The sequence below is a fragment of the Peribacillus sp. B65 genome, from assembly GCF_058513295.1.
The window spans coordinates 4,636,340-4,648,868 of record NZ_CP195840.1 but is presented as its reverse complement, the minus strand read 5'-3'; the positions used below and the strand labels follow the sequence as shown (position 1 = coordinate 4,648,868).

Sequence of the window (12,529 nt, the reverse complement as noted above, 5' to 3'; positions counted from 1 at the left end):
AATGGCTGAAGTAAAAGTACCTGAATTAGCAGAATCAATTTCTGAAGGATCTATTGCGCAATGGTTAAAACAACCCGGTGATCACGTTGAAAAAGGAGAATATGTCCTTGAACTTGAAACGGATAAAGTCAACGTGGAAATCATTTCAGATTATACTGGTACACTTTCGGAACATTTAGCAGAAGAAGGCGATACTGTCCAAGTCGGACAGGCTATCGCCATCGTTGATGAAAATGGATCAGCTGCAGCAGCTCCAAAAGCGGAAGCTCCTAAGGTTGAAGAAGCTAAAGCAGAACCAGCTAAGGCTGAACAAGCGGCTCCTGCTAAAGAGGCTCCTAAAGCAGAAGCGAAAGAAGCATCATCCACTCAACAAGTTATTGCTTCACCAGCTGCAAGGAAATTGGCTCGTGAAAAAGGAATTGACTTGACTCAAGTGCCTGTAGCCGACCCACTAGGTCGTGTACGTGTACAAGACGTAGAAGCAGCAAGTAATGCTCCTGCAGCTCCTACAGCACCTGCGGCAGCTCCAAAACAAGCTCCTGCAGCTAAACAAGCAGCCGCTCCTGTTGAAGTGAATGATGACCGCATTGAAGTGGTTAAGATGACACGCCGTCGTCAAACCATTGCCAAACGTCTAGTTCAAGTACAATCCGAAGCAGCCATGCTTACTACTTTTAACGAAGTCGATCTTTCTGCAGTCATGGAATTGCGTAACCGCCATAAGGATTCTTTCGTGAAAACAAATGACGTTAAACTTGGTTTCATGTCATTCTTCACTAAAGCGGTCATTGGCGCATTGAAAAAATATCCGCTATTGAATGCTGAAATCCAAGGCGACCATATCCTGAAAAAGAATTTTTATGATATCGGTGTAGCTGTATCCACAGATGAAGGTCTTGTTGTTCCGGTAGTAAGGGATGCTGACCGCAAAAGCTTTGCTGAAATCGAGAAGAACATTTCCGATTTAGCTGTTAAAGCGCGTAACAACAAACTGGGACTTTCAGATTTATCAGGTGGTACTTTCACCATCACAAATGGAGGGACTTTCGGTTCCCTATTATCAACACCAATCTTGAATGCCCCTCAAGTTGGGATCTTGGGCATGCATACAATCAAGACTCGTCCAATCGCTGTTGGAGATCAAATCGAAAACAGACCAATGATGTACCTTGCATTATCTTATGATCACCGTATCGTAGACGGAAAAGAAGCTGTTGGTTTCTTAGTGGCTATCAAAGATATGCTGGAAGATCCAGAACAACTTTTACTTCAAGGCTAATAAAATAATAAGAAACCCCCCTGTCATCATGACATGGGGGTTTTTTGTTTGAAGAACTGAAAGGATATTTTCATAGAAAAAGAGATAATGAGGTTCAAGAAAGGTTATCTCAATTGAAATTGAATGTTTTTGAAGGTATTTTTGAATGAATTTGAGTATTTTTAAACGTTTGTGATTGATTATTCCTTCGTTTTCATATATGATGATGATATTAAAGTGAGGTGGGCGAATTGTTGACAACTGAAAGGCACCAGTTCATCTTATCGATCCTTAAAGAACATGGAACGGTAAAGCTGCAGGAGCTTGTAGATCAGCTACAAGCCTCGGAGTCGACCATTCGGAGAGATTTAGTGCAACTCGAAGAAATGAAGCTCTTGAAGCGTGTGCATGGCGGGGCCTCTTTACTTCAAAGAAAAGGCCTTGAACCAACAACTATTGAAAAACAAAACAAAGCAAGAGCTGAAAAACAACTTATAGCAAAGCTGGCGGCTTCATTCATAGAGAAAAATGATTGTATATATCTTGATGCAGGCACGACAACTGCGGAAATGATTCCTTATTTAAAGGATAAAAATATAACGGTGCTGACAAATGGTCTTATGCATATTCCAAAACTCATCGAATTGGAAATCAAAACAGTGTTAGTTGGCGGAACGATTAAATTTTCGACAAATGCGGTTATAGGAAGTAATGCTGTACAGTTTTTGAATGAATACCGTTTTGATAAATGTTTCTTGGGAATGAACGGCATCCATCAAGATTTGGGTTTCACAACACCCGACCCGGAAGAAGCCCTACTGAAGAAGATGGCGTTACGCCTCTCTAACGAAACTTATGTGCTTGCTGACAGTTCAAAACTGAATGAAGCTACTTTCGCTAAGGTGGCAGATGTAAGCGATGCCATAATCCTTACAGACAGCAATGATGAAGAGGCTGTTGCTCAACTCGATAAAAATCCAAAGGTAAAGGTCGTGACCATTTAATGATTTATACAGTGACACTCAACCCATCCATCGATTACCTTGTCGAGGTGGAAAGTTTTCAAATGGGCAAGGTGAATCGAACCAGTTATGATGCAAAATTCCCTGGAGGGAAAGGGATCAATGTTTCCCGAGTGCTTAAAAGGCTGGGCAATAGTACGACAGCTTTAGGATTCATCGGTGGACAAACAGGTGAATTTGTAAAAAGGTTCTTAAGACAGGAAGAGATTTTCACGGACTTTACAGAGATAGCTGGAGATACAAGAATAAACATCAAATTGAAGACAGGGCTGGAGACCGAAATTAATAGCCAAGGGCCAGTCATTTCAAAAGGGAATTATCAACAATTATTTAGTCAAATTGAACAGTTGAATAATAATGATATCCTCATTTTGTCAGGAAGCATCCCTCCAAGCGTTCCATCGGATGTATACGAAGCCATGGCAAGGTCATGTTCCGATAACGGCATTAAAGTGGTGGTGGATACGAGTGGCAAGGGATTATTGAATGTCCTTCCACACCGGCCATTTTTAATAAAGCCGAATCACCATGAACTGGGTGAGCTTTTTTCCACAGAAATAAGGACGGTTGATGATGCTAGAGAATATGGTACTAAATTGGTTGAAGCAGGAGCACAAAATGTTATTGTTTCAATGGCGGGACAGGGGGCCGTGCTTTGCACCGGTGGAGATTCATATTCCGCAAATGTTCCAAAAGGGAACGTCATCAACTCAGTGGGTGCCGGTGATTCCATGGTCGCAGGTTTCATCGGGACATATGAAAGGACAGGGGATATTTTATCCGCTTTCCGCTTCAGTCTTGCCGCAGGAAGTGCTACAGCCTTTTCATCCGATCTCGGTACACTGGATAAAATTGAAGAGTTATTACCGCAAATTGCCATCAATCAACTAACAGGAGGCTGACTCTATGAAAATTACAGACTTGTTAAAATTGGATACAATCATAATAGATTTGCAAAGTGTTACAAAGCAAGCAGTCATTGATGAACTATCAGGAAAGTTGGCCGAGGCAGACAGGTTAAACGATGTGGAGGGTTTCAAAGCTGCCATCTTAAAACGTGAAGAGCAAAGCACAACAGGGATTGGTGAGGGGATAGCCATACCGCACGCAAAAACAAATGCTGTAAGGGTACCAGCCATCTGTTTCGGCAAATCGGTCAGTGGTGTTGATTATGAATCGCTTGATGGGCAGCCAGCTCATTTGTTCTTTATGATTGCAGCAAGTGAAGGAGCGAATGCAGATCACTTGGAAACCCTTTCACGGCTTTCTTCGTTACTGATGGATGATAAATTCAGAGCCCGCTTGATTTCTGCTTCTTCCGGTGAGGAAGTGTTGGAGATAATCAATCAAAAAGAAATGGAGGCTTATGAAGAAGAAAGGGAAGAGGAGCAATCAAGTAATGATGCCAGTGGTAACGATAAAGGAGGTAAAATCCTTGCCGTTACAGCATGTCCAACAGGAATTGCCCATACTTATATGGCTGCCGATGCGTTAAAGGCCAAAGCGAAGGAAATGGGAATCGATTTCAAAGTGGAAACAAATGGTTCCACAGGAATCAAAAATGGTTTAACCGCCGCCGAGATTGATGAGGCGGATGCAATTATCGTCGCAGCGGATAAGCAGGTGGAAATGGATCGTTTTAATGGAAAACATGTCATTATAGTGCCTGTTGCCCATGGAATCCGGAAGACCGAGGAGCTGTTAACCAGAGCCGTGAATCAGGATGCACCTGTTTACAAAGGAACTGGAAATGATAAAACTGATGAAGGTGATTCAGCTAAAGGAGGATTGGGGATCTACAAGCACTTAATGAATGGCGTAAGTAATATGCTTCCATTTGTCGTCGGGGGCGGAATCCTGATTGCGCTTTCTTTCTTTTTCGGGATAGAGGCAGCCGATCCGGCAAATCCGGAGTATAATCCGATTGCCAAAGCATTAAGTGATATTGGCGGTGGAAATGGTGCTTTCTTCTTGCTTATCCCTGTCCTGGCTGGATTCATTGCTTCAAGTATTGCCGACCGTCCAGGTTTTGCTCCTGGTATGGTAGGGGGATTATTGGCAGCACAGGCCAATGCCGGTTTTCTTGGCGGACTGATCGCCGGTTTCCTTGCAGGTTATGTCGTATTACTTTTAAGAAAATTGTTTTCCAAGTTACCGCAAACACTCGATGGCATTAAACCGGTTTTACTCTATCCTGTTTTCGGAATGTTAATTACAGGGTTTATCATGATATTTCTTATAAATGAACCAGTAACAGCAATTAACACGGGCCTGACCAATTGGCTTCAGGGCTTATCCGGAACGAACGCAATATTCCTGGGCCTGATTCTTGGGGGTATGATGGCTGTGGATATGGGCGGACCTTTAAATAAAGCAGCATTCACCTTTGGTATTGCAGCCATTGAGGCATCAAGTTTCGGACCGCATGCTGCAGTAATGGCTGGCGGAATGGTTCCTCCCCTGGGAATCGCATTTGCAACAACATTCTTTAAAAGTAAATTCAGTGAAATGGAAAGGAAGTCCGGATTCACTAATTACTTCATGGGTGCTTCATTCATCACAGAGGGTGCCATTCCTTTTGCGGCGGCGGATCCATTGCGAGTTATCGTCAGCAGTGTTGTTGGGGCAGCGACGGCAGGGGCCCTGTCAATGGCTTTTGGTGTAACTTTGCCAGCGCCTCATGGGGGAATATTTGTCATCCCTCTAGTCAACCATCCTTTCCGCTATTTGCTGGCTATTTTAATAGGAGCCCTTATTACCGCTTTAATATTGGGATTCTGGAAAAAGAAACGGATATAAAAAAACTGAAAGAAAGCGGGTCCAAGTACATTGGATCCGCATTCAGTTTGTAGACAAAAAGGTTTCGGAATGGCATCGTTCCGGAACCTTTTTTAATTTTATTTGATGGAAGCAGTTATTAATAGAGGATCTAAGTGACTATCATGCGTATTTTCTGCTGCCGCATGAAACGAATAGGCAAACTGTTTTGTTCTCTTGCACATAGTAGCTACTCTCAGGATCAGTTGAACTTTCTTTAATCTCCCTGTTTTCTTTCTTGATAATCTTATCTGGTGGAAAGGACTTCTTTACACTGTTTTTACGATCTTGATTTATTTCTTCTTGAATGTGTCCTTGATGGCACGTGCTTCCTTAGGATAGATGTTTCACTATACCTAAAAAATAAAACCAACCTTTTATATGGCTGTGATAATTTTTCGGATTCTGGATGTGGTAGAGTCCTTTAACACGTTCTGTTCCATCTGATTTAAAACGGCAAGGATCCAATCCTTTGCTTTTTACATACGAAGAAAAAGCCATTCAAGCATCTAGCAAGCGTATTGTCCGATGTCAATTTAGTGCCGATCGAGCTTTGGCTAATTGGGGTTACACAATATTGAAGTGATAATTTATCTATAAGAAAAATCATTGTAGATAGCTGTTTATTACCGATTAACGAAACTTTTCAGTCATTAAGAACGTACCATTAATAATGGCGACCTAAAAACTGGGAGGTAGTAAGTATGGATTTGACCCCAAAACAACGAAACTTGTTGCTATCATTAACCACTGATTGGCAGACACCGATTCAAATTTCTGGCCGTCTTCCGAAAGAATGGGGAACTCTATCCTGTATAAATCAGACTCTTAAAGAGTTAGTCCGTGAAGGGTGGGTGCAAGCTAATCCAGTAATGTTCGGTCTATTCCGATTAACCACGGAAGGCATGAGCATAAAGGAGTTAGAATTGGGTGAGAACTAATGCTATATCGGCAACTTACACAAGAGGATAAATTCATTTTATTCGATTAGCTGTTATTTCAATCGTAAATTAACAATGAAAATTAACATAGCCTAAAACAAAAAAACTGAAGACAAACTCGATTTTCGTTGAGTTTGTCTTCAGTCTGAAAGCGAATCCAATTACATCGGGTCCGCTTTTCTTATATCCAATCCAAAACTTCAATCCGGTTGCCGAAAGGGTGATACAAAAATGCGGTTCGCTTCAGGAAACCTTGCGTCACTTTAAAAGATATATGATTAATTATTAAATGTGGCTAGAAGCCTATAGCCTATCTTATTTTCAACTACAAGAGCCGAATGGGATTTTTCGCACAGTCCTCAATTGGTCGATCCGGATTCAAACCATTCTCACCTCCCTCATTCCTTATAGATCCAATATTAAAACAAAATAATTATTATAAGGTTTGCTAATCTTAATATCGACTGGTTTTTTAAAGCATGAATGTTATGTTTATGGGTAAAGGAGTATTAAATTGACAAAAGGGAGTGAACGTACATGCTGAAGAAAAATACCTTAAAAACGACGAAAAGGGATGATATGATTGATGTAACGACGGAAGTACAGGCCTTCATTAATGAAAATGGGGTTCAAGAGGGGATAGCTCTTATATATTGTCCACATACGACAGCAGGAATCACGATTAATGAAAATGCTGATCCCGATGTCAAAAAGGATATGCTAAGAAGATTTGATGAGCAATACCCATGGAACCATACATTGGATTTACATATGGAAGGAAACACGGCTGCCCATTTGAAATCAAGTACGGTTGGTTCTTCACAGCAGGTGATTATCCATAAAGGGAGCTTAATCCTTGGTACATGGCAGGGTGTATATTTTTGTGAATTCGATGGTCCCAGAGAAAGGCAATATTTTATAAAATTATGTGTCGACCGGTAAAATGGAAGGTATGGCAAGGATGAAGTGGGAGGAAGCGGATTGGACGATGTTTGGATTGAAGGAAGCAAAGTAATATTGAGGAATGTTAAACAAGCCGATTTAAAACGTTTATGGAGCCTGAAATATGGAGAAGCCGATCCAGAATGGAAAAAGTGGGATGCACCTTATTATCCTCTAGAACTCATTGATTTCCAAACGTATATCGAAAAAGAACTGAAGCATAAAACCTATGATGAGAAAATGGGGGCTTACTCCGAGTTATTAATGGAAAAAAACGATCAAATAATAGGCTCTGTTGTATATTACTGGGAACATGAACCTTCACGCTGGCTTGAAATCGGAATTACGATTTTTGAGCCCGAGTATTGGAACGGCGGTTACGGAACAGAAGCGTTAATGTTATACATAGGTTATTTATTCGAAAAAATGGAGATTGAGCGGGTTGGTCTGACGACGTGGTCAGGTAATGAACGTATGATCGCAGTTGGAGAAAAGGTGGGCATGCAAGTAGAGGGAAGGATGAGAAAATGCCGTTATCATGATGGTTATTATTACGATTCAATCAGAATGGGAATGCTAAGGGAAGAATGGAAATCATTAAAATTTCGAAGTTAATAGACCCGTGAAAATTTTTCCTTCATTTCCTTGGAAAAAATTTAGCACTGTTTTCTCCCATATGGTCTGTTATCCTAGGAAGATGCTTAACGAGGAGGTTACAGGATGAAATTATCAGTTATAATAACTGTGATAATGACTCTAAGTGTCATCATACTTGGGATAGCTTTTCCTAAGGGAACGACCAGTAAAGCTTCGGATGGATCAACCAAACATGTCATTAAACAAGGTGAATCGATATGGGATATTGCGAAGCAGCACGGTGTTCCAATCGGTAAGTTGAAAGAAGTCAATAATAATGTAAATAATGTTGCCGAGCCCGGTAAAACATTGATTATTCCACATGTAATGAATGAAAAAGATAAAGAATTATTAGCAAGGCTTGTGCATGCAGAAGCTAAAGGGGAGCCATACAGAGGTAAGGTCGAGGTGGCAGGAGTTGTTTTGAATCGCCTTGATAGCGATGAATTTCCTGATACGGTACGGGAAGTCATCTATCAAAAAAACCAATTCTCGCCTGTTGGTGATGGCAGTATAAATAAACCAGCAGGAGATGACGCCAAGAAAGCTGTCAATGAAGCATTGGCGATTCATGGCTATACAAATGATGCATTGTACTTTTGGAATCCTAGCATTTCGGACAGCGAATGGATGAAACAATTAGATGTAATCAAAATAATCGGCGGTCACCATTTTGCCATATAAACTGCATCTCAAGAACCGGCTTTCCAAATGGGAGGCCGGTTTTTAATTTAGAATCCTTCCGTTAAACGATGTCAGCCCACATCTCGCGGGGATTCAGCTCATAAATGCTGTTTTCACGGTACATGATGCTTCCGATAATGAGTTCACGCCTTATCGTTGCATAATCATCATGGAATGACTGTATGAATTCATTCAGTTCTTTTTCTGGATACTTACGTCCCTTTTCCAGAAGGCTGCCAATATGATGAAGGATGATCATTTTCTTTTTCCTTTGTGCCGGTATTGTTTTTAGTCGGCCATCTGGCGTATAGAAGTTTTCAAGGATCTTTTTGTGTTCTAAATTCAGCTTTTGATTATCCATATTATTAGAGTCCCCCTTATTTGAAACCATTTTAGGTAATGCTGACGAATAATGCTTCAGTACATCTTCATTCAAAAAATAATATACCGTATTTTTTTCCCTGCGATCCTTCACTAAATTAATGTCCTTCAATTTCGTTAAATGGTGTGATATGGTCGGGGCCGTCAATTTCAATATTCCCGCAATTGCCTGTCCGTGTTTCGGGCCATTTGCAAGGATGGATATAATCCTGATCCTGGTTACATCACCAATCGTTTTGTGGAAAGCGACCAATTTTTCTAATTGCACTTTTATCCCCCTTTTCTAATTAGGTTATCATCTAATTAGATGATAATCTAATTAGTGGGTATTAATCAAGTTAATATTCACTTTTCTATATTGCTTGGAAGAACTGGTGTATACTTTAGGTGAATACAAAAAAATTAAGCCGGAATTAAGGAGCTGTAACATGGCTAATACACATGTTTATACAAAAAAAGAAGAAGTGGTCAATGCGATAACCCACGGTATCGGCGTTTTGTTAAGTATTGCCGCCCTTGTGTTTTTAATCATATTCTCAGCCCAAACAGGATCGCCTTGGCATGTAGTCATTTCAGTCATTTATGGTGTTTCCATGCTTCTTTTATATGTTTCTTCCACTTTAGTGCATAGTTTTCCAGAGGGCAAAACGAAGGATATATTTGAAATCTTTGATCATTCAGCCATATATATATTCATTGCCGGGACATACACGCCCATCATGCTTCTTGTGATCCAAGGGTCACTCGGCTGGACACTGCTAGGTATAATTTGGGGAGTTGCAATCATAGGCGTCGTCTTCAAAGCTTTCTATGTGAAAAGATTCCTCTTCCTTTCGACGATTCTCTATATTGCGATGGGGTGGATGATCGTTATCGTTTGGGGACCACTTACAGCAACGATGCCTTCAGCTGGTATCCAGTTATTGATTGCAGGGGGATTGCTTTATACGTTTGGAGCCATCTTTTATGTTTGGCGCGGTTTTCCGTTTCATCATGCGGTTTGGCATGTATTCGTGCTTGGGGGGTCTGTCACACACTTTTTTGCGGTATTGTTTTATATCCTTCCACTATGATAACTTCGTTGATATGATGTATCTGAGAGATTCTTGAGGTTTTAAATGCCCCCTATTAGGAAATAAATAACGTATACAAACTAAAGGAGGAAAAAACTAATGAGAAGATCAATCAAAATATTATCGGTCCCGTTTGCGGCTATGCTTGTTTTGGCTGGATGCGGCGAAGAAAACGATGAAGTGAAAAACCCGCCAGTTCAGGAAAATGAAAATCAAGCGGAAAATAACCCTGAAACAGGAACGGATAATAATGAAAAACTGCCTTTCACTTATAAGGATTTTCAATTAGAAGTGGATTATAAAGGCAATGATAACGAATACGAAGCTGAATATGATACCATGGGAGCCCAAACAGAAGCTTCGATCGAGGACAAACTTAACAAACATGAAGTTCACGGTGATGAAGCAATGAAAGAATTGACCCCGATTTTAGAAAAATTGACATTCACCAAAGATTCATCAGATGAGGAAGTCATTCAAGAAGTGACAAAAGCTTTTAATTTGAAAGATGACTATCAAGAATTCGATCTAGAGGTCGTTTTCGAAGATGGTACGAAAAAAGAATATAAAGTGAATAATAAGTAACCAAATCCGTTACTATATTCTTCCTTGTGTAATAAAATGGTAGCATGTTCATTGTGTCCTCAATAGTTGTCAAATTACTGTTACTATAGTAAAATGATTACGGTTAGCAAAGGGGATAATATACATTTGCTATTCATATTCGGACTTATGGGGATAGGACCGCAATAAATACTTGTAAAAAAGATTCTTTTTAAGAGTCTTTTTTTTATGCAGAGTTCCGGAATTTTGAATATAGATGAAAGAGAGGGTACCACTAGCGGTACCCTCTCTTTCATTTACCCATCATTGGGAAAGTGGTGCATTTTTTTTTGGCAGCATATTAGCCGACGCTAACCTTGAACGGATTGTAATGCCAAGCCAAGATGCAAGGAATGCCTTTAAAACGCCTACAATTATAAATGGAGCAAAACCGCTGGCAAATGCCACTGGCCAAGATAATGAACTCATATATTTTAACCAAACCGTACCGATGACCAAAGTAACTATCATCCCGATTGTATTTGCAAGGAAAGCCATCGCAACTGAGAAACGCGTTTTTTCCAATATCAAACCCGTTATATACACTGTCGGGATATAGGATAATAAATAACCGCCAGTAGGACCGAATATTTTAGCAAGCCCTCCTGACATTTCAGCGAATACAGGAACACCCGCTGCTCCAATGAACAAATATAATAAAACGGAAGAGGTTCCATAACGTGAACCGAGTATCGTAGCTGCCAATCCAACAGCTAGAGTCTGTCCTGTAATCGGTACTATGGGCAGTGGAATTGTAATTTGGGCAAGTATTCCTATAAGTGCTGCAAATAAAGCTGTAACCATCATCATTCTTAACTTCTCATGACGTTCCTTCATCGTGCTTCCTCCTAATGTAAACCTAGTTATGTAACGAGTTAACATATAAAGAATTTTAATATGTTAAGTAAACACTGTCAATGGTATTATGAATTTTATTTCAATAATGGTCTTTTAAAATAAATGAAACTTTTTGAATGCGTCATTCGTATAAATGGTAAGCAAAGTAATTGGAGGGGATTATAACCAGATATTATCATTGTTGGTAAAACGCTTATCCCAGGTCCTTAAAGTAGTAAGCGGCTTGGAAAAATCGAATCTAAAGGATGAAAAAGATGGAGTTATTTGGGGTTCCGTTAGAAACAGTCTATTTATATGGATTAATTATATTCGGGGGGCTAACATTCTTATTTATTTTGTTTAATGATATATTTTCCGGCCTTGAATTACCGGATATATTTAATCCAACTCTCATCTTTAGCTTTTTCACCGTGTTTTTTGCGAGTGGGTTTTTGTTTGAATCGCTTTCAGGACTTAATGCTGGATTGAGTGCCGGCATTTCCCTGATCATTTCATTAATTATCGTCACTTTACTGAATGTATTTGTTTTGATTCCCATCTCATCAGCGGAAGAAAGTTTGACATTTCATGATAATGACCTGAGAGGGAGGGTCGGCAGGGTTCTGACATCAATCCCAGTTGACGGGTTTGGGGAAGTCCTGATTGAAAGCATCAGCGGAAGCATCGCGAAAACTGCGGCAAGTTATAAGAATGAAGGTATTGTTTCGGATTCAAAGGTCTTGATCATCGAAGTTAAAAATGGGGTTGTCTATGTTATGCCCCACCAGGATTAAAAAAAGGGTAGGAGGTAAGTTATGTTTGATTTAATTTGGATTGTTGTCGCCATTGTTGCATTTTTACTTATCGCACTTATTGCTGTCTTTATTACGAAATACCGTACTGCTGGTCCTGATGAAGCATTGATCGTGACCGGAAGCTATTTAGGAAGCAAAAATGTTCACATCGACGAATCAGGAAATAAAATTAAAATCGTCCGCGGCGGTGGTGCATTCGTTCTCCCGGTGTTCCAGCAAGCGGAACCACTAAGCTTGTTATCAAGCAAGCTTGAGGTCTCAACTCCTGAAGTATATACGGAACAGGGAGTTCCTGTCATGGCAGATGGTGTATCGATAATCAAGATTGGCAGTTCAATCACCGATATCGCCACAGCGGCAGAGCAATTTCTTGGTAAATCAAAAGATGACCGTGAACAGGAAGCGCGGGAAGTCTTGGAGGGACATCTTCGTTCCATCCTTGGTTCGATGACAGTCGAGGAAATTTATAAAAACCGTGAAAAGTTTTCCCAGGAAGTACAGAGGGTAGCCTCGCAGGATC

The 12,529-nt window shown here is 40.4% G+C and carries 14 protein-coding genes and 2 pseudogenes; 12 read left to right on the top strand and 4 right to left on the bottom strand.

Features of this window, described 5'->3' with window-relative positions; genetic code table 11:
- Position 1 precedes the first annotated feature (1 nt).
- The 4 genes from odhB to ACSR9O_RS22710 all read left to right on the top strand — a co-directional run bounded on the left by odhB (position 2) and on the right by ACSR9O_RS22710 (position 5,079).
- Positions 2–1,279 (top strand): 2-oxoglutarate dehydrogenase complex dihydrolipoyllysine-residue succinyltransferase, encoded by a 1,278-nt coding sequence (gene odhB, locus ACSR9O_RS22725; RefSeq protein ID WP_101225207.1) that lies wholly within the window; start codon positions 2–4, stop codon positions 1,277–1,279.
- A 230-nt stretch (positions 1,280–1,509) separates the two neighbouring features.
- Positions 1,510–2,262: a DeoR/GlpR family DNA-binding transcription regulator gene (locus ACSR9O_RS22720; protein WP_101225206.1), complete on the top strand. Its 753-nt coding sequence runs from the start codon at positions 1,510–1,512 to the stop codon at positions 2,260–2,262.
- Positions 2,262–3,182, top strand: coding sequence for a 1-phosphofructokinase (gene pfkB, locus ACSR9O_RS22715; protein ID WP_101225205.1), 921 nt, complete (start codon positions 2,262–2,264; stop codon positions 3,180–3,182). Before ACSR9O_RS22720 ends, pfkB begins: the two co-directional genes overlap by 1 nt.
- Positions 3,183–3,186: 4 nt before the next feature.
- The gene (locus ACSR9O_RS22710) at positions 3,187–5,079 is read left to right on the top strand and encodes a PTS fructose transporter subunit IIABC (RefSeq protein WP_491725144.1); all 1,893 of its coding nucleotides are present in this window, start codon (positions 3,187–3,189) and stop codon (positions 5,077–5,079) included.
- Between the two features lie 119 nt (positions 5,080–5,198).
- Here the strand turns inward: ACSR9O_RS22710 and ACSR9O_RS22705 are convergent.
- Positions 5,199–5,418 (bottom strand): annotated as a pseudogene (locus tag ACSR9O_RS22705) (IS5/IS1182 family transposase); the annotation flags it as partial.
- A gap of 15 nt (positions 5,419–5,433) precedes the next feature.
- Positions 5,434–5,595: pseudogene (locus tag ACSR9O_RS22700) on the bottom strand (IS1595 family transposase); the annotation flags it as partial.
- 206 nt (positions 5,596–5,801) lie between these two features.
- On the opposite strand from ACSR9O_RS22700, the gene ACSR9O_RS22695 reads away from it, so the two are divergent.
- The 4 genes from ACSR9O_RS22695 to ACSR9O_RS22680 all read left to right on the top strand — a co-directional run bounded on the left by ACSR9O_RS22695 (position 5,802) and on the right by ACSR9O_RS22680 (position 8,300).
- Positions 5,802–6,038 carry a hypothetical protein gene (locus ACSR9O_RS22695; protein WP_101225203.1) on the top strand — a complete coding sequence of 79 codons (237 nt, stop codon included), beginning with the start codon at positions 5,802–5,804 and terminating at the stop codon, positions 6,036–6,038.
- Positions 6,039–6,575: 537 nt separating this feature from the next.
- Positions 6,576–6,980: a secondary thiamine-phosphate synthase enzyme YjbQ gene (locus tag ACSR9O_RS22690; protein WP_230175710.1), complete on the top strand. Its 405-nt coding sequence runs from the start codon at positions 6,576–6,578 to the stop codon at positions 6,978–6,980.
- 39 nt (positions 6,981–7,019) lie between these two features.
- Positions 7,020–7,595, top strand: a complete 576-nt coding sequence (locus ACSR9O_RS22685) for a GNAT family N-acetyltransferase (RefSeq protein ID WP_230175711.1) — start codon at positions 7,020–7,022, stop codon at positions 7,593–7,595.
- A gap of 105 nt (positions 7,596–7,700) precedes the next feature.
- Positions 7,701–8,300, top strand: coding sequence for a cell wall hydrolase (locus ACSR9O_RS22680; protein WP_101225200.1), 600 nt, complete (start codon positions 7,701–7,703; stop codon positions 8,298–8,300).
- 61 nt (positions 8,301–8,361) lie between these two features.
- Here the strand turns inward: ACSR9O_RS22680 and ACSR9O_RS22675 are convergent, their stop codons facing one another.
- Complete coding sequence (locus ACSR9O_RS22675) at positions 8,362–8,949, bottom strand: DUF2087 domain-containing protein (protein WP_491725143.1); 588 nt, start codon at positions 8,947–8,949, stop codon at positions 8,362–8,364.
- A gap of 160 nt (positions 8,950–9,109) precedes the next feature.
- Here ACSR9O_RS22675 and trhA point away from each other — a divergent pair, with 160 nt between their 5' ends.
- Positions 9,110–9,754 (top strand): PAQR family membrane homeostasis protein TrhA, encoded by a 645-nt coding sequence (gene trhA, locus ACSR9O_RS22670; protein WP_101225198.1) that lies wholly within the window; start codon positions 9,110–9,112, stop codon positions 9,752–9,754.
- A 99-nt stretch (positions 9,755–9,853) separates the two neighbouring features.
- Complete coding sequence (locus ACSR9O_RS22665) at positions 9,854–10,339, top strand: YusW family protein (protein WP_491725142.1); 486 nt, start codon at positions 9,854–9,856, stop codon at positions 10,337–10,339.
- 282 nt (positions 10,340–10,621) lie between these two features.
- Here ACSR9O_RS22665 and ACSR9O_RS22660 read toward each other — a convergent pair whose 3' ends face one another.
- A complete protein-coding gene (locus tag ACSR9O_RS22660; protein WP_230175713.1) occupies positions 10,622–11,194 on the bottom strand; it encodes a biotin transporter BioY in 573 nt (190 codons plus the stop codon).
- Between the two features lie 275 nt (positions 11,195–11,469).
- Here ACSR9O_RS22660 and ACSR9O_RS22655 point away from each other — a divergent pair, with 275 nt between their 5' ends.
- Positions 11,470–11,988 (top strand): NfeD family membrane protein, encoded by a 519-nt coding sequence (locus ACSR9O_RS22655; protein WP_101225196.1) that lies wholly within the window; start codon positions 11,470–11,472, stop codon positions 11,986–11,988.
- A gap of 21 nt (positions 11,989–12,009) precedes the next feature.
- A partial coding sequence (locus ACSR9O_RS22650; RefSeq protein ID WP_491725141.1) for an SPFH domain-containing protein occupies positions 12,010–12,529 on the top strand: 520 nt, incomplete at its 3' end.